18 protein-coding genes are annotated in these 16081 nt (G+C 37.8%); 14 read left to right on the top strand and 4 right to left on the bottom strand.

Going from position 1 to position 16081, the window contains the following annotated elements:
* Positions 1 to 42: 42 nt before the first annotated feature.
* Positions 43 to 1185 carry a YhgE/Pip domain-containing protein gene (locus tag SNE38_RS05540; protein ID WP_336046059.1) on the bottom strand — a complete coding sequence of 381 codons (1143 nt, stop codon included), beginning with the start codon at positions 1183 to 1185 and terminating at the stop codon, positions 43 to 45.
* Positions 1186 to 1313: 128 nt separating this feature from the next.
* Here SNE38_RS05540 and SNE38_RS05545 point away from each other — a divergent pair, with 128 nt between their 5' ends.
* Positions 1314 to 1913: a TetR/AcrR family transcriptional regulator gene (locus tag SNE38_RS05545; RefSeq protein WP_336046060.1), complete on the top strand. Its 600-nt coding sequence runs from the start codon at positions 1314 to 1316 to the stop codon at positions 1911 to 1913.
* Positions 1914 to 1987: 74 nt separating this feature from the next.
* A complete protein-coding gene (locus SNE38_RS05550; RefSeq protein ID WP_336046144.1) occupies positions 1988 to 2338 on the top strand; it encodes a YciI family protein in 351 nt (116 codons plus the stop codon).
* Between the two features lie 40 nt (positions 2339 to 2378).
* On the opposite strand, the gene SNE38_RS05555 is transcribed toward SNE38_RS05550, so the two are convergent.
* On the bottom strand, positions 2379 to 2834 hold the full coding sequence (locus SNE38_RS05555) for a staygreen family protein (RefSeq protein ID WP_336046061.1): 456 nt from the start codon (positions 2832 to 2834) through the stop codon (positions 2379 to 2381).
* 171 nt (positions 2835 to 3005) lie between these two features.
* Between SNE38_RS05555 and SNE38_RS05560 the strand changes: the two genes are divergently transcribed.
* The 5 genes from SNE38_RS05560 to SNE38_RS05580 all read left to right on the top strand — a co-directional run bounded on the left by SNE38_RS05560 (position 3006) and on the right by SNE38_RS05580 (position 6932).
* On the top strand, positions 3006 to 3329 hold the full coding sequence (locus tag SNE38_RS05560) for a hypothetical protein (RefSeq protein ID WP_336046062.1): 324 nt from the start codon (positions 3006 to 3008) through the stop codon (positions 3327 to 3329).
* A gap of 258 nt (positions 3330 to 3587) precedes the next feature.
* Positions 3588 to 4283 carry a response regulator transcription factor gene (locus SNE38_RS05565; protein WP_336046063.1) on the top strand — a complete coding sequence of 232 codons (696 nt, stop codon included), beginning with the start codon at positions 3588 to 3590 and terminating at the stop codon, positions 4281 to 4283.
* A 1-nt stretch (position 4284) separates the two neighbouring features.
* Positions 4285 to 5220, top strand: coding sequence for a sensor histidine kinase (locus SNE38_RS05570; RefSeq protein ID WP_336046064.1), 936 nt, complete (start codon positions 4285 to 4287; stop codon positions 5218 to 5220).
* Between the two features lie 103 nt (positions 5221 to 5323).
* Complete coding sequence (locus tag SNE38_RS05575; protein ID WP_336046065.1) at positions 5324 to 6247, top strand: ABC transporter ATP-binding protein; 924 nt, start codon at positions 5324 to 5326, stop codon at positions 6245 to 6247.
* Positions 6240 to 6932, top strand: coding sequence for an ABC transporter permease (locus tag SNE38_RS05580; RefSeq protein WP_191703285.1), 693 nt, complete (start codon positions 6240 to 6242; stop codon positions 6930 to 6932). The genes SNE38_RS05575 and SNE38_RS05580 overlap by 8 nt, the downstream gene beginning before the upstream one ends.
* Positions 6933 to 7070: 138 nt before the next feature.
* On the opposite strand, the gene SNE38_RS05585 is transcribed toward SNE38_RS05580, so the two are convergent.
* Complete coding sequence (locus tag SNE38_RS05585; protein WP_336046066.1) at positions 7071 to 7841, bottom strand: SDR family NAD(P)-dependent oxidoreductase; 771 nt, start codon at positions 7839 to 7841, stop codon at positions 7071 to 7073.
* 191 nt (positions 7842 to 8032) lie between these two features.
* Here SNE38_RS05585 and SNE38_RS05590 point away from each other — a divergent pair, with 191 nt between their 5' ends.
* The 5 genes from SNE38_RS05590 to SNE38_RS05610 all read left to right on the top strand — a co-directional run bounded on the left by SNE38_RS05590 (position 8033) and on the right by SNE38_RS05610 (position 12019).
* On the top strand, positions 8033 to 8665 hold the full coding sequence (locus tag SNE38_RS05590; RefSeq protein ID WP_336046067.1) for a nitroreductase family protein: 633 nt from the start codon (positions 8033 to 8035) through the stop codon (positions 8663 to 8665).
* A gap of 271 nt (positions 8666 to 8936) precedes the next feature.
* Positions 8937 to 9413, top strand: coding sequence for a hypothetical protein (locus tag SNE38_RS05595; RefSeq protein WP_336046068.1), 477 nt, complete (start codon positions 8937 to 8939; stop codon positions 9411 to 9413).
* 236 nt (positions 9414 to 9649) lie between these two features.
* On the top strand, positions 9650 to 10138 hold the full coding sequence (ybaK, locus tag SNE38_RS05600; RefSeq protein WP_191703281.1) for a Cys-tRNA(Pro) deacylase: 489 nt from the start codon (positions 9650 to 9652) through the stop codon (positions 10136 to 10138).
* A 14-nt stretch (positions 10139 to 10152) separates the two neighbouring features.
* Positions 10153 to 10770 carry a YczE/YyaS/YitT family protein gene (locus SNE38_RS05605; RefSeq protein WP_191703280.1) on the top strand — a complete coding sequence of 206 codons (618 nt, stop codon included), beginning with the start codon at positions 10153 to 10155 and terminating at the stop codon, positions 10768 to 10770.
* A 58-nt stretch (positions 10771 to 10828) separates the two neighbouring features.
* Complete coding sequence (locus SNE38_RS05610; RefSeq protein ID WP_191703279.1) at positions 10829 to 12019, top strand: glycine C-acetyltransferase; 1191 nt, start codon at positions 10829 to 10831, stop codon at positions 12017 to 12019.
* Between the two features lie 240 nt (positions 12020 to 12259).
* Here SNE38_RS05610 and SNE38_RS05615 read toward each other — a convergent pair whose 3' ends face one another.
* The gene (locus SNE38_RS05615; RefSeq protein WP_336046069.1) at positions 12260 to 13441 is read right to left on the bottom strand and encodes a pyridoxal phosphate-dependent aminotransferase; all 1182 of its coding nucleotides are present in this window, start codon (positions 13439 to 13441) and stop codon (positions 12260 to 12262) included.
* A 157-nt stretch (positions 13442 to 13598) separates the two neighbouring features.
* Here SNE38_RS05615 and SNE38_RS05620 point away from each other — a divergent pair, with 157 nt between their 5' ends.
* Positions 13599 to 14390 (top strand): carbon-nitrogen family hydrolase, encoded by a 792-nt coding sequence (locus SNE38_RS05620; RefSeq protein WP_336046070.1) that lies wholly within the window; start codon positions 13599 to 13601, stop codon positions 14388 to 14390.
* Positions 14391 to 14822: 432 nt separating this feature from the next.
* Positions 14823 to 16076: a Y-family DNA polymerase gene (locus SNE38_RS05625; protein ID WP_336046071.1), complete on the top strand. Its 1254-nt coding sequence runs from the start codon at positions 14823 to 14825 to the stop codon at positions 16074 to 16076.
* Positions 16077 to 16081: the final 5 nt, after the last annotated feature.

The following is a 16081-nucleotide window of genomic DNA, read 5'->3' on the forward strand; positions in this document are numbered from 1 at the left end:
AACGCTATTTTGCAATAAGTGCAAAATAACGTTTTTATGGGTTTAATTTTTCTGTGCTTTTACCGGTTTAAAAATTGACAGTAAGAAAATAACGAAACCTGTAATACCAATTCCTAAAATGGTATTGAAGGAAGCACCTGTGTAAAAGCTGCTACCAAAGTAGAAAATTTCGCGCAATCCTTCAGAAGCGAAGCGAATCGGTACCCAAGGACGAATGAAGTTTACAAAGAAACTTGGAAGCATTTCCTGTGGTGTCATTAGAACACCCATACCTAGAAGCATGACAACCATGAACAACGTAATCGCTGGTTTTCCGATCCATGCAGTAATTGCAGATACTAATAAGAAGAAACAGAATGCTGCAAACGATACAAAGAAAGCAACCAGGAAGTAGCCAGGCATGTTAATACCAGCAACCGATGCTAATGTTGCTACAGTAAAACCTGAGAATAGGGCGATAATCACACCGAATAACACTTGTTCACCCATTAATCGAACTACTTGTTTACGAGTTAAGTTTTCTCTTTTCAGAATGATGGATGTTGATAAGAATAATACGAAACCGCCAATTAGCGCACCTACCCAAGCAGGTACCGCCAATAAAGTTGGTGCACTGCCATTAGCCGTAGCTGCAGTGATTGGGTTAAATATCTCTTCTTTCGCTACAATCGGATGCACTAGCACAGCAGCTTGATCAGCATCGATTTGCTGATTATCCATTTGTGCTATAAAGTTTGCTGAGTATTGTCCGCTTAACTGTGTAATTAAACCATTTAAAGCTGTTTTAGCAACGTTGGAACCTGTCATGTTAAAGCCTTGGTTAAGGTATATTTCCAATGTTGCGGCACTGTTGTTAGCCAGCGCATTTTGCACGGCATCGTTATAGCCATCAGGAATAACTAATGCTGCATAATATTCTTTTTCATCAAATAAGACTTCAATATCCTCCAGTTTTTCATCTGTAAAAGCCAGCATTGGCTCTGCGCCATCAATACCCTGACTCATTTGTGCTACAGCCGCTTTCACAGATTCTACATGCTCACCCTCATCATTTACAATTAGTGCAACCGGTAGATTTTTTACTTGTGGATCTCCTTGTGCGAATAAGTTTACCGAAAATAGAGCAATTATTAATATAACGGCAATGGGAGCGGCCCATGCTAATTTTTCTTTAAATAATTTCAAAGGGAATCTTCCTTTCTCAATTTTGAACACATTGTTTAGTGGTACCTGTTTATTTTATAATCATAGAAAATGCAAAGCAATCAACAAAATGAACAGATTGTTCAATTTTGTGTAGAGAGGGTGTTTTTTTGAGTATTTACAGAGAAAAAAACCGAAAAACAAAAGACCTTATTCAAGCGTCATTTATAAAAATCTTAGAGAAAAAAACCTTTGAATCAATTACCGTGGGCGATATTGCAAAACAAGCACAAATTAATCGAGGAACATTTTATTTACACTTTATAGATAAATTTGATTTATTGGATCAAATAGAACAGCGGTTGTTTGGAGATTTAGGCAATCATATTGATGAATTGCAATCGAACTATTCTTCTACGCATACGTTTGAAAAAGAACAGGAACAATTAGCTGCGACATTATTCAGCGCTATTAAAATGCATTCACCTTTACTCAAAATATTTTTAAGTGATCATGGTAGAGCAGGTTTCCACCTTCGATTCAGGGAGGCGTTTTCAGAAAAGGTACGTGTCAATCTAGAGGAAAACGAAAGCTTCAAAGCTACGTTGAAGGTCCCAATGGAATATTTTCTATCGTTTATCACATCTGCCTTTTTAGGATTAATCGAACAATGGGTTCAAAATGATTTGGACAAAACACCTCAAGAGATGACGATATTATATATTGATATTATTTCCTTTATTCAAAAGACAAATACTAAAAAAGCGTAAAATTAACTAATATTTATTAATTAATTATTTGTTATAATTTTACATAATAAGGATAAAGGAGAATGATTATTATTATGCTTTTTATGTTAATTGTAAAAGTCTCAAGCAATTCGGAAAAAGGGAATCTCCCGAGCTCAGAGCTTATGGAAGCGATGGACAAGTACAATGAGGAATTACTACATGCGGGTGTAAGAGTAATGGCGAAGGGACTTCATCCGAGTTCAAATGGTCTGCGTATTTCATTTCCCATTCCCGGAGAGAAGCCAGTAATTACGAAAGGTCCTTTTACTGAAACGAATGAACTAGTTGCCGGTTTTATATTGATTGAGGTGAAGTCGAAGGAAGAAGCGATAGAGTGGGCAATGCGGATGCCCGACCCGCAAGGATATGGAGAAGGGCAGATTGAATTGCGTCAAGTATTTTAGGGAGAGAGGGGAAGTTTTGGATTTAATGTATACCAAATATTTAGCTGGAAAAATTACTGAAAGTTCCCCAATACTCCTGTTTATATAGCATTGGATAAGAGGATATGAAGTTTACCATTATTACTGCATAATCCAGCATTGGATATACGTCGAATAAAAATCGATCCCCATATCGAATGGCTGTTAATGCAAGCGGTAATTCGCGCCTGAAAACGCTATTTCGGCGTATTGCTGCTTCTAAATCATGCTCTTTTTGATCTAAACAAATATATACATTGTAGATTAGGGAATTACCATTCATTATCCACTGTCCTAATACTTCATCTCTCATCTCCGTATTAACTTTGTCCCAGGCAAATTGTGTCCCAATGGTTAAAAATAATTCTCCCGTAAAGTCAGAGTGCGTTAATGTGTGATGTCTTGGAATAATTGGTTCCTGTGCCGTCACACCATTCCTATATTCGACAGTTAGCCTTTCAGGGGCAAATTTACTCAAGTCACTACTCCCATCGTCTTTTTTTATCAATATGCTACCTGATTGTTTGAGGTGACGGATGTACCCTAAGTAAGAGAGGTTTATAAAGAATCAGTATTTCAAATGTCTAAGTTGCATTAAAATACGAACATATATTATGTAGAGTTCAATATTAATAGGGAGGTGAATGATATGCCATTTTTCCGACAAGAAGGTAGAATGGAGAGATTTCCACCACCAGCTGGCCAACAATTCGGTCCTCCTCAAATGGGTAGACAACGTAATGGAGTGCCTAGGTCTAATGATTTTTCAAGACCGAGAGATTCCTTTTACTCACCATACTCGTTTGATCCAAGACAGGGGCAACAGCAGTTTAATCCTTATTCACAAGCACCATCGTCTCGCTTTGGAGGTTTATCCGATAATTTAAATACTATGATGGGCCATGTTGGTACAATTACGAATGGAGTTAATATGATGAGACAAGTCGGTGCAATGTTTAATCTTTTTAGATAACCTTTAAAAATTAGGAATTCATATTTAGCTTATCTATAAAAATTATTGATAAGCTTTTTTGTTTGCTTCACATCCTACTCATTATAAAAAAGACTCAAATCAAGTCGATTTCCATCGAATTTGATTTGAGTCTCATTTTATTTTTGTCGTGAGGATTTTTGCAGATGTTTTAATAGGATAGGAGATTAACTATATTTCATTCTATAAATTCGTTATGATAATTAAAAAGATTGCGAAAATTAAAAGAGGTGTATAGCAATGCCAAAGCATATTTTACTCGTTGAGGACGACGAATCGATTCGTGAAATGGTAGAGAAATATTTAATCATGGAAGGCTTCCATGTTACTACGGCTTCAAATGGTGAAGAAGCGTTACATCATTGTTTAAATACTTCGTTTGACTTAATGATTTTGGATATTATGATGCCAAAGCTGGATGGTTTAGAAGTATTGAAAGTAATTCGAGAAAAACACGCACTACCGATTTTAATCATGTCTGCGAAAGATAGTGATGTGGATAAGGCAATCGGACTGGGATTAGGGGCAGATGATTATATTGCTAAGCCATTTTCAATTTTGGAGCTTTCTGCACGAGTGAAAGCCGCAATTAGGCGAGCAACGACCTACTCCTCTCATTTAGAGATGAAGCAAGATTTTTTGAAAATTGGTGATCTTACTATTGATATTTTGAACTTTTCTCTCCAAAAAAATGAGCAAATAATAAAACTTACTTCAAAGGAGTTCGCCATTTTGAAGTTATTTGCTACTAATCGTCAGCGCGTTTTTACGAAACAACAAATCTATCAATACATTTGGAACGATGAATATTATGGGGATGAAAATATTATAAATGTCCATATTAGTAGGCTTCGTGAAAAAATTGAAGATGATCCATCCAATCCTCAATATATTAAGACGCTTTGGGGCATTGGTTATAAATTTGAGGGGAATTAACATGATTTTATTTCTTACCATAATTATTTTTTCGTTACTCATCATCATTTATTTCCAATATCGTGAAAAGAAAGAACGTAATATGTCTATTCATTATACATTCGAGAAATTACAAAACATCATGGCTGAGCACACAGGTGAAAAGATTTTAACCATGACTACCAATCGGGAATTACAGTTATTGCTCACAGAGATTAATCGGCTGTTGGACTATAACCAAAAAGCTATTGCTACACAACGTAAAACAGAAGATGCTACAAAGAAAATGATGGCCAATATATCGCATGATCTAAAAACGCCCTTGACTGTTGTTCTTGGGTATATTGAAATGCTTCAGCTAGACACGACTAACAGTGAAGAAGAACAACAACGACTGCTTCGTGGAGTCCATGCAAAAACACTGGAAGTTCTTCAACTCCTGCATCAATTTTTTGATTTGGCTAAAATAGAATCAGGGGATTTGAATTACCCCATCACCAAGATAAATGTGAATGAAATCTGTCGGAAGAACATTTTGACATTCTATGATATCGTCACGTCAAAAGGCATTAATATTCACATCGATATCCCAGAAACAACGGTCTATGCAGTGGGAAATGAGGACGCTCTTGATAGAATTTTGAATAATTTATTAACTAATGCGATTACTTACGGGGCAGCGGGCAAGGTAATTGGTTTAGCTATTGAATATGATGAGACACATATATCGATTAATGTATGGGACCGCGGGAAGGGCATTGATGAATATCATAGAGATCATGTCTTTGAAAGAATGTATACCCTCGAAGATTCTAGAAATAAATCGTATCAAGGTAGTGGTCTCGGGCTGACAATTACAAAGCGTCTCGTTGAATCAATGGGAGGGTTCATTCATTTAACAAGTATTCCGTACGAAAAGACCGTCTTTACTATTTCATTAAAAAGAATTACGTATTAAACCATTTTTATTAAACGTAAGGAATTTTTAAGAATTAGGTAAGAAAAAAGAGAGGTTCAATTCTTATACTTAAAGTAAGTTACAAATAAGGGAGGAAATTTGTATGACATATCTTGTCCAAACAAATCGGCTTACAAAAGTATATGGAGGAAAGGAAGTTGTTTCCGAGGTTAGTATGCATGTAAAAAAGGGAGAAATTTATGGTTTTTTAGGATCTAATGGTGCAGGAAAAACAACAATTATGAAATTGATTACTAATTTGATAAAACCGACAAGTGGACACATCGAAATTTTTGGAGAAACATTAACCCCAAAATCCTATGAAGTTTTAAAAAGAATCGGCACCATCATAGAATATCCTATTTTTTATGAAAAGTTAACTGCACAAGAAATATTGAGTCTCCATTGTGAATACATGGGCTATTATGACAAAAAGGAAATCAATCAAGTGCTTGAGTTAGTCAATCTATCACATACGGAAGGGAAATCAGTAGAAGATTTCTCACTCGGGATGAAACAACGATTAGGTATTGCACGAGCGATTATTACAAAACCTGAATTACTGATTTTAGACGAGCCCATTAATGGTTTAGATCCGAGCGGTATTAAAGAAATTCGCGATTTATTGAAAATGTTATGCAAAGCATATGGGATTACGATTATTATTTCTAGCCATATTTTGGGGGAAATGGAGCGAATCGCAGATACAATTGGTGTCATTCATAATGGAAGGTTAATTAGTGAGCTCTCAATGGACGAGGTGAATCTTAAACATATAGATTACATCGAAATGGTTGTAGATGACGGGAAAAAAGCTGCTTTTATTTTGGAGAACAAATTAGCAATTCCGAACTTCAAATTAGTAGGTGAATCTTGTATTCGTATTTATGAATCGAAACTCACACAAAAGGTCATTTCAAAAGCATTGATTGAACACGATGTGGAAATTAAAGAAATAAGCATGAAAACCAGTTCTTTAGAGGACTATTTTCTGAAATTAATTAGCGGGGGTGAGGTGAATGCTTAATTTAATGCGATTAGAAATGAAAAAGTATAAATTAGGTTCCTATATAAAAGGAGCAGTTCTTGCTAATATCGTCATTGCGGTGACCTTTGTAGCTATGTTGTTCATCTCCCATGCTGAAAGTGAACTAGTTTTCAACAATTACACAGAAGCATTGGCCACTATTGATGCGATTATAAGGGCGATTTTTATTATCTTTGCTGCCACATTAATTTCAAAGCTCATCATTGTAGAGTTTAAAAGTAAAACGATTAACACATTGTTTTTATATCCTATTAATCGAAAAAAATTAATTGCTGCAAAACTCGTAATCGTCATCCTCTTCACATTTGTTTCCATCATCTTTTCGAATGTATTTGTAACAGCCGTGTTTTCTGTAGTTACAGACTACTTTGTTTTGTTACCTGGTACATTAACAGCGGCTATCATTACACAGCACGCTTCTGCAGTACTGATGAATGCAATTGCTACAGCAGGCATATGCCTCATTCCATTATATTTTGGCATGAAAAAGTACTCTGTGCCAGCAACCATTATCTCTTCAATTCTCATCGTCCTGGTTGTTTCTTCAAATAGTGGGAGCTTTTCATTAAATGATATTATTGTCATTCCAATAACACTCGCTATCATAGGCGTCAGTATCGCTTATTTTTCTATCCGGAATATTGATAAGACAGATTTAAAATGATAGTTAGGCAACAATTTGGTTTATTTCAAAATAAACCTGTAGACAAACTTAATTACTTTCGAGTCTGTCTACAGGTAAGATGAAGAGGGAACAATAATTCTTCATCTTATAAATGATGTATAATTCCTATGTTTGGAATTATACATTATATAAAGCACCGTCTATTGTAAACGAGGAAGAACTTACATAAGAAGCTTCATCGGAAAGTAAAAAGGCAATGACATTTGCTACTTCCTCGGGCTCACCGTAACGCTTCATGGGTACGGCATCGTTGTATGCAGCTTGAGCGGCCTCCGCTGCGCCTGGGGCAACATTTGCTTCGATTTTACGCATCATTTGTGTATTGATGACACCCGGATTTACCGTATTTACACGAACATTGAATGCCGCTGCCTCTAAAGCCGCCACCTTATTAAGCCCCATTACTGCATGTTTAGAGGAATTGTATAGTGCCATACTTGGGGAGCCGATTAAGCCAGCTACAGACGACGTATTTACAATAGAACCATATTTTTGTCCTTTCATTACGGGCAATACGTATTTTAAACCGAAAAGAACACCCTTTACATTAATGCCATAAACGAAATCAAACTCTTTTTCTGTAATTTCCTCAAGAGACTTTGCCGGTCCCTCTACACCCGCATTATTAACAAATCCATCGATGCGTCCAAATTTCGAAATCGTTTGATCCACATAGTTTTTCACATTGTCCTCTTTGGATACATCCGCTTTTACGATTAAGCTGTTATCTTCATTAAGAGAAAGCTCTGTTTGCACTAATTTAATGGCATCCTCGTTTAAATCAACTAACACAACTTTTGCATGCAACCCTATTAATTTCCTTACAACCTCTTTCCCGATACCGCCTGCTGCACCTGTTACGATGACTATTTTATTATCCAATTTCATCTTCCACAGCTCCTTATCATTAAAAAAATGCCTGCAAATATCTTAACCGCTTTTATAAAATATAGACCTCTTATTTTTAAAGAGCTACATGGAAATAAACTTATTGACAGTTGAGTATAAAACATGGTAAATTTATCTCGAAATGAAGATACTTTAATTCGAATTAAATTATATGGAAGAGGTAGAAAAAAATGAACTTTGAAGAATTAGTGAAATCCCGCCATTCCGCAATGAATTTTATTGAAAATGAACAGATGACCGAAGAAGACTTTAAAAATATATTTGAACTTACGAAAACAGCACCGAGCGCATATAACCTGCAATTTACAAATTACTTAGTCATTACAGATAAGGAAAAGAAAGAAAAGGTTAAAGAGCTAAGCTACAACCAATATAAAATTCAAACAGCAAGTGGCGTTGTCATTGTAATGGGTAACAAAAATAGCATTGAAAGACCTGATGTCGAGAAAATTTATGGTCCATTAAAAATGCTGAAAATGATGGATGAAGTGGACTATGAAACAACAATTAATACAATTAAAAGCTATAGTGATGGATTAAAGGACAAACAAGGTGCACTGGATATGGAACTGTCGTTAAATGCAGGCCTTCACGCAATGTTATTTATGCTAAGCGCAAAGCATTACGGTTTTGATACATGTCCAATGCATGTTCATAATGTAGATGAATTAAGGGAAACCTTCAATATTCCAAATCATTTGGAGCCAATCATGATGATTACGATTGGAAAAAGTGTAGAAAAAGTACGTGCACGCGGATATCGTAAACCCGTTGGAGAATTTGTGAATTTCAACGGTTACTAATAGATCGATAGGGAGACTGTATTAAAAGTAAATTAGACTTTTAATACAGTTTGTTTTGTTATAGAGGATGGGGGAAATGCTAGAAAGTTTTTTCACTCTAGGTATTGAGTACTTAATAAAAATAATCACCTTATAGGTAAATGGAATAGGGGGTAGTTAGTATGAAAGATCTGAATGTGGATATTTTGTGAATATTCTCTATTTATTTTCCGGCAATATTGGTATATTTAAATAAATTTTAATAGGGAATTTACAAGAGGGGTGAAGACAGGTGAAGATTTCTAGCTTGGTCCATGGATCCAACCTTGCATTGGAAGAAAGAAAACGTTTACTGCAGCGTAAAGAGGCAAGTGAAATTTATAAGAAGCACGCAAAATATACAGATACAAGTAAAAATCCACTGCTTGAAGCACTTGAACATTTACTTTCTGGTAAGACGGAAAAAGAATTGCACGACGTGGATGCAGTAGCCGGCAAAAATCCGCAACAACCAGTCGGGGAAAGTAAAGATCAACCTAAGGAATGGGCTCCTTTTAAGAACGAAGATCTACCTTTTATTATGCCCGAAAAATTTCAAAAAGATTTTGCGCGTAATCCAGACGAGCAAACCGTATTTGGTCTGGATTTGGAAAAGCTGTTATTCCAACGTTCATTCAATACCGCTACACAAAAATATATTTCTCATATCGCCATGGTAAACAACGGTTATCGTTCAGTAGATGAACCGGTTTTCTCCCAAATTGCATAACAATAAGCTCACTTTAGTGGAACTACTAGAGGGGGCTTTTATTTTTAGGGATTTGCTAAAGCATACCCCCATAGTAAACATTCAATGATATACTATTTTCAAAGTCGGCTTCTTTTATCCTGGTGGTCAAACCACCTAAAAACAAACAAATGCTGATTGGTTGGCATCCTGCGGGTTTAAAGCTGAATCCGGAAGCAATTATGCCGAGGTGTATATGATAAAAAGGAGTGTTTTCGTTGGTGAAGAAGCAAGCCAAAACAAATGCAATTCGTTTAATTGAGCAGCAAAAAATTGCACACGAGGTTTTTGAATACACGACAGAAAATGGAGAAGCAGTTGATGGCATCACTGTGGCCGGTAAAATCGGTCAGCCTGTGGAAATGGTGTATAAAACACTAATTGCTACTGCTGGAAAAGGGAAATATTTCGTTTTCGTCATCCCGGTCGATGCAGAACTCGATTTAAAGGCAGCTGCAAAAGTGGTAGGAGAAAAAAAAGTTGAAATGATTCCAGTGAAAGAGTTACTTGGCTTAACAGGATATGTGCGCGGAGGTTGTTCACCGATTGGTATGAAAAAGCCGTTTCCAACATTTATCGACCAAGCCGCTTCAGAACTCGATTATATTATTGTAAGTGCAGGCAAAATAGGAATGCAAATGAAGCTTGCACCGACAGATTTAGTAAGGGCAACAAACGGTCATTTTGCAGTGATTGCCGTAAAATAGAAAGAAGGATTGTTGTGTCGAAGAAATTTAAATGGCAATGGGGAAGTTTTTTTATAGGGCAAATTATTATGGCTCTCGGAATTACGATGACGATTAAAGGTAATGTGATCGGGACAGGACCATGGGATGTTTTTCATATAGGCATGTATAAGCAGGTTGGACTGACGATTGGTTCTTGGTCTATTTTGACAGGGCTTTTTATTATTACCGCGACATCTCTTTATTTAAAGCGAATTCCGAAGCGTGCAACAATTTTAAATATGCTGTTGATTGGTTCATTTATTGATTTTTTCAACTGGCTATTACCTGTGGCGAATATATTTTTACTTGAACTCGTCTATTTTACGGCGGGATTCTTTGTCATGAGTATAGGCTGTGCATTATATATCGCACCAAATTTAGGCGAGGGTCCTCGTGATACGATTATGATGATTATTGCGAGTAAAGGCTATTCTGTCAAAACAGGACGTATGATTATGGAAGTATTTGCAACAAGTGCAGGCTGGTTACTTGGTGGACCTGTTGGTGTAGGAACGGTTATTTTAGCGCTCGGCACCGGCTATGTCATTCAGCCATCGCTCTTTTTCTTCAGAAGAAAGCTTGAGGAAATAATCGGAGAGCCACTTACATAAAAAAATTTCCCTATATGCTAAAATAAAGTGGAAATAGAAATCGAAAGGATGAACGCGCATGTCAAACGTATTAAATACCTTTTTAGATGAAAATTTACTGGCATTACAAGCACAAGGTTTATACAATGAAATCGATCCGGTAGAAGGAGCAAACGGCCCGATCATTCAAGTGGCAGGCAAGCAGTTGATTAACTTATCATCGAACAACTATTTAGGCTTGGCAACAAATGATGAGCTGAAGAAGATCGCACAAGACACAATCGCTACATACGGTGTCGGTGCTGGTGCAGTTCGTACAATTAACGGCACACTCGATTTACACGTAAAACTTGAAGAAACATTAGCGAAATTTAAAGGTACAGAAGCAGCAATTAGCTATCAATCAGGTTTCAATTGTAATATGGCGGCAATTTCTGCTGTAATGGATAAAAATGATGCGATTTTATCGGATGCATTAAACCATGCTTCGATCATTGATGGCTGCCGTTTATCAAAGGCGAAAATTATTCCATTTGCCCATGCGGATATGGATGATTTACGCGCAAAAGCAAAAGATGCAAAGGAATCAGGCCTTTACAATAAAGTAATGGTTATTACAGATGGTGTATTCTCGATGGACGGCGATATTGCCAAGCTTCCAGAAATCGTGGAAATTGCAAAAGAATTTGATTTGATTACGTATGTAGACGATGCACACGGTTCAGGCGTTACAGGTAAAGGTGCCGGAACAGTAAAGCATTTCGGTCTGCAACACGATATCGACTTCCAAATCGGTACATTGTCAAAAGCAATTGGTGTTGTTGGCGGCTATGTAGCAGGGAAGAAAAACTTGATTGATTGGTTAAAAGTCCGTTCTCGTCCGTTTTTATTCTCTACCGCTTTACCACCAGGGGATGTAGCAGCAATTACTCGTGCAGTGGAGATGATTATGGAATCAACAGAGCTGCATGACAAGCTTTGGGAAAACGGTCAATATTTAAAAGACGGCTTAGCAAAACTTGGCTTTAATATTGGAGAATCCGAAACACCGATTACACCATGTATTATTGGTGAAGAAAAGCTAACGCAGCAGTTCTCAAAGCGTTTACTTGAGGAAGGCGTTTACGCAAAAGCAATCGTGTTCCCAACAGTACAAAAAGGGACAGGTCGTGTACGCAATATGCCAACAGCAGCACATACGAAAGAAATGCTGGATGAAGCATTGGCCATTTACGAAAAGGTTGGCCGTGAATTAGAAGTGATTAAGTAAAAATAATGCCCGGCACTATTATACATATAGTGCCGGGCTTTTTGTGAAATTGGCGAATATCCAGGAGGAAGTGTCCATTAAGTAAGTGAGAGTGGCGATTATTCGATTGAAATTGGCGATTAAGCTTATCTAAATGGCTATTATTGTTAAAAAAGTGGATAATATAATTTTTATTTGGCGAATAAACACCGTGTTCTTCTTTGTAAGTCAATTTTGACATTTTTAAACGGCAGTGCTTGTTTACTTGGACAGCATTTCTGTAAAAAGTCCAAGCTTCGCCACCCGCTGCATGGCTTCGTGCAAACGCTCTTCATCCACGAGTAGCCCGACACGAATATAGCCCTCCCCATACTCACCAAATCCATTTCCCGCAGCAACAGCAATATCCGCTTTTTCTAGTAAAAGGTCGGCAAATTGCTCGCTCGTATACGGTGTAGGGACAGGAAGCCAGGCAAAAAATGAGCCTTTTGGTGCCGTAATGTGCCAGCCAATTTTTTGAGCTTCTTCAACAAGGACATTTCGTCTTCGTTCATATAAATCTCGCACTTCTTCCACACAAGTTTGCTCTTCATTCAGTGCAATGGCTGCTGCATGCTGAATTGCTGGAAACTGACTGCAAAATAGATGATCTTGAATAATATTAATTGCTTCCACCATTTTCGCATTTCCTACAGCAAATCCAATACGCCATCCCGCCATATTATACGACTTCGACAAAGTATAGAGCTCAATGCCAACTTCCTTTGCACCAGGAGCCTGCAAAAAGCTTGGAGGACGCTCTCCATCAAAACCAATTGCACCATAGGCAAAGTCATGTGCAACAGCGATATGGTTTTCCTTTGCCATCTGAACGGTTTGCTCAAAAAATTCCTTTGTTGCAACACCGCCAGTAGGGTTGTTCGGGTAGTTTAAATACATTAGCTTGGCACGTTGCTTTACTTCATCAGCCAGGTCACCATAGTCCGGTAAAAACTGACTTTCTGCTTTCAATGGCATTGTATCGAACTTAACTTCGGCAAGCGCGACTCCCGACAAATAATCAGGATAGCCAGGGTCTGGAAGAAGCATGTAGTCCCCAGGATTCAATAGCGCAAGCGGAAGTTCGACTAGACCAATCTTTGTCCCGCCAAGTATTGCAACTTCTGTATGCGGATCAATCTCCACATTATACTCCCGCTTATAAAAATCAGCTGCCGCTTGTTTTAATTCCGCAATACCGCGAAATGGGGAATATTTATGTGTTTGCGGATCAGTTGCTGCCATCTGCAATGCTTCAACAATATGTGCTGGTGTTGGCTGGTCTGGATTACCCTGACCTAAATTAATGACATCACGACCTTCAGCCACTGCAGCATTCACCTTATTCAAAAGTGCTGCAAAAAATTGTGGAGGAAGCTGTTGTAGCTTTTTTGAAAATTCCATTATTCATCATCCTTTAAAAATATTAAAATTAATCTTAGTACTTTTCTAGGTTTAAGTAAAGTGAAGATTTTGATAACTTGAATTGGAATGTTACAATAGAAGGTAAGTATGCGAAAACTATATTTCGTAGGTAATTTATTTAAGGGCGGTGCTGTTTATGAAAATCGGCTGTATCCAACTAAATGTAGGTTTTGGAAAAGTAGATGAAAACTATGAGCGTGCGGAGAAGTTTATTCGTGAAGCGGCAGCAGGTGGTGCAGAAATCATCGTATTGCCGGAAATGTGGAATACAGGTTATGCACTTGAAAAATTAGGTGAGCTTTCTGATGTCAACGGTGAACGTACGAAATCATTTTTAAGTGGGTTAGCAAAGGAATTGGCAGTACATATTGTCGGTGGTTCCGTGTCGGTAAAACGTGACGACAAGTTTTATAATACGATGTACACATACAATCGTGTTGGCGAATTAGTTGGCGAGTATAGTAAAGCACATTTATTCCGTTTAATGGATGAGCATTTGTATTTAGAGTCAGGCAATGAGATGAACCGCTTTGCATTAGATGAGCTGGAGGCTGGTGGTGTCATTTGTTATGACATACGTTTCCCGGAATGGTTGCGTTCCCATGCATTGGACGGTGCAAAGGTATTATTTGTCCCGGCACAATGGCCAACTCCACGTATTGATCATTGGAAAATTTTATTGCAGGCTCGTGCCATTGAAAATCAGTGCTTCGTCATTGCGGTAAATCGCATCGCGCGCAAAGTAGAAAATTTCAACGGGCAATCGATGATTATCGGTCCATGGGGTGAGGTTCTTTGGACAGGTGCAGAAGATGAAGAGCTCGCAATTATTGATGTTGATTTTTCAAATGTTGATGAAGTGCGCGGACGAATCCCAGTTTACGAAGATAGACGCCCTGCTCTTTATGAGAAAGTGATAAAAGAATAAATTTTTGAAGCGTACCAGGTGGATATGGGTACGCTTTTTTTATGTTTCACCTAAAAAATAGAGAGTGGAGATTAAGTTGCATCAAGTGGCGAATAAAAAATTAAATTGTCTATTAAAATTGAAAGTGACGGTTATCCGTACTTAAGTGACGAATATGTAAAACCCATTGACGATTAAGTAAGTGAAGGTGGCGATTAAGTAGCTACAGTTGACGAATATAACCTTATAAGAGGCGAATAAAATTTCCCACCGTAAAAAGTTGCTATAATATCCGCTAGTTTGACTATTAAGAACTCAAATTTGGCGAAAAACATAAAATACTTGGCGAAATAAAATTACCCTTCCACAAAGTTCCCCATTACTTACCACTTGCCATCTCACATGTCTCATTTTAATATAAGAACAAACGTTCTCTTTAAGGAGATGAGCTTCATGTATGAAAATGCACCAGAACGCTCGATTATATGTATTGATATGCGTAGCTTTTACGCGAGCTGTATCGCATCGTTAGAAAATTTAAATGTGATGGAAGTGCCAATTGCAATTGTCGGTAATTTTCAGCAAAAGGGAAGCGTCGTACTTGCTGCATCACCACCGATGAAAAAGCGCTTTAATATTCTTACCGGTTCACGTTTGTATGAAATCCCGCCACATCCGGACATTCGTCTATTTGAGCCACGAATGTCACTCTTTATTCGTATGTCGATGGAAATTACACGTTTGTTCAACAATTTCGTTCCAAAAGAGGCCATTCATGTATATAGCGTTGATGAAAGCTTTATCGATTTGACAGGCACAGAAAAATTATGGGGACCTCCTGAAGAAACGGCGCAGTATATTCAACAACTTATTTACAACCAATTTGACATTCCATGTGCAGTCGGTTTTGGACCAAATATGCTCATGGCAAAGCTGGCGCTGGATATTGAAGCAAAGAAAACGGGATTTGCGAAATGGACATATAATGATGTAGCGGAAAAATTATGGCCGATAATGCCGCTATCTACAATGTGGGGAATTGGTCGTCGTACAGAAAAAACGCTGAATCATATGGGTATTTACTCTGTTTATGATTTAGCGCATACCGATTTATCCCTACTGGAAAAGCGCTTTGGAGTGTTGGGTAATCAGCTCTATTATCATGCATGGGGAATTGATCACTCGACTGTTGGTGCACCAATCCTGCAGGGGCAAATCAGCTTCGGAAAGGGGCAAATGCTCATGCGTGATTACCGCAGCCGAAAGGAAATTTTAGTCGTACTGCTTGAAATGTGCGAAGACGTAGCAAGGCGTGCAAGGGAAGCAAAGAAAATCGGACGAACGATATCATTGGGGCTTAGCTATAGTAAAGATGCCTTCGGAGGTGGATTCCATCGTTCGCGCACAATCGATGAGCCGACAAATGATACATTGAAGATTTTTGAAGTATGCAAACAATTACTCGACGAATTTTACGCAGAACGCCCAGCACGCAAAATTACGATTACATTAAGTAACATCGAAAGTGAATATTCAATGCAGCTCAGCTTATTTGATGAGAAGAGGTGGCGTAACCGTAAGCTCGGGGAAACGATGGACCGTTTACGTACAAAATACGGAACGACTGCCTTATTACGTGCTGTTTCCTATACAGATGCGGGTACAGCACTTGCACGGTCGACATTAGTAGGCGGACATAAACAATAAGGGAG

The sequence above is a fragment of the Solibacillus ferritrahens genome (genome assembly GCF_037027585.1).
Classification (GTDB): domain Bacteria; phylum Bacillota; class Bacilli; order Bacillales_A; family Planococcaceae; genus Solibacillus; species Solibacillus ferritrahens.

Excerpts from the sequence above, each read along its gene's own strand:
- SNE38_RS05550 (WP_336046144.1), top strand. The coding sequence starts at position 1,988 with ATGCTTTTTATGTTAATTGTAAAAGTCTCAAGCAATTCGGAAAAAGGG.
- SNE38_RS05560 (WP_336046062.1), top strand. The coding sequence starts at position 3,006 with ATGCCATTTTTCCGACAAGAAGGTAGAATGGAGAGATTTCCACCACCA.
- SNE38_RS05565 (WP_336046063.1), top strand. The coding sequence starts at position 3,588 with ATGCCAAAGCATATTTTACTCGTTGAGGACGACGAATCGATTCGTGAA.
- SNE38_RS05570 (WP_336046064.1), top strand. The coding sequence starts at position 4,285 with ATGATTTTATTTCTTACCATAATTATTTTTTCGTTACTCATCATCATT.
- SNE38_RS05575 (WP_336046065.1), top strand. The coding sequence starts at position 5,324 with ATGACATATCTTGTCCAAACAAATCGGCTTACAAAAGTATATGGAGGA.
- SNE38_RS05580 (WP_191703285.1), top strand. The coding sequence starts at position 6,240 with ATGCTTAATTTAATGCGATTAGAAATGAAAAAGTATAAATTAGGTTCC.
- SNE38_RS05585 (WP_336046066.1), bottom strand. The coding sequence starts at position 7,841 with ATGAAATTGGATAATAAAATAGTCATCGTAACAGGTGCAGCAGGCGGT.
- SNE38_RS05590 (WP_336046067.1), top strand. The coding sequence starts at position 8,033 with ATGAACTTTGAAGAATTAGTGAAATCCCGCCATTCCGCAATGAATTTT.
- SNE38_RS05610 (WP_191703279.1), top strand. The coding sequence starts at position 10,829 with ATGTCAAACGTATTAAATACCTTTTTAGATGAAAATTTACTGGCATTA.
- SNE38_RS05615 (WP_336046069.1), bottom strand. The coding sequence starts at position 13,441 with ATGGAATTTTCAAAAAAGCTACAACAGCTTCCTCCACAATTTTTTGCA.
- SNE38_RS05620 (WP_336046070.1), top strand. The coding sequence starts at position 13,599 with ATGAAAATCGGCTGTATCCAACTAAATGTAGGTTTTGGAAAAGTAGAT.
- SNE38_RS05625 (WP_336046071.1), top strand. The coding sequence starts at position 14,823 with ATGTATGAAAATGCACCAGAACGCTCGATTATATGTATTGATATGCGT.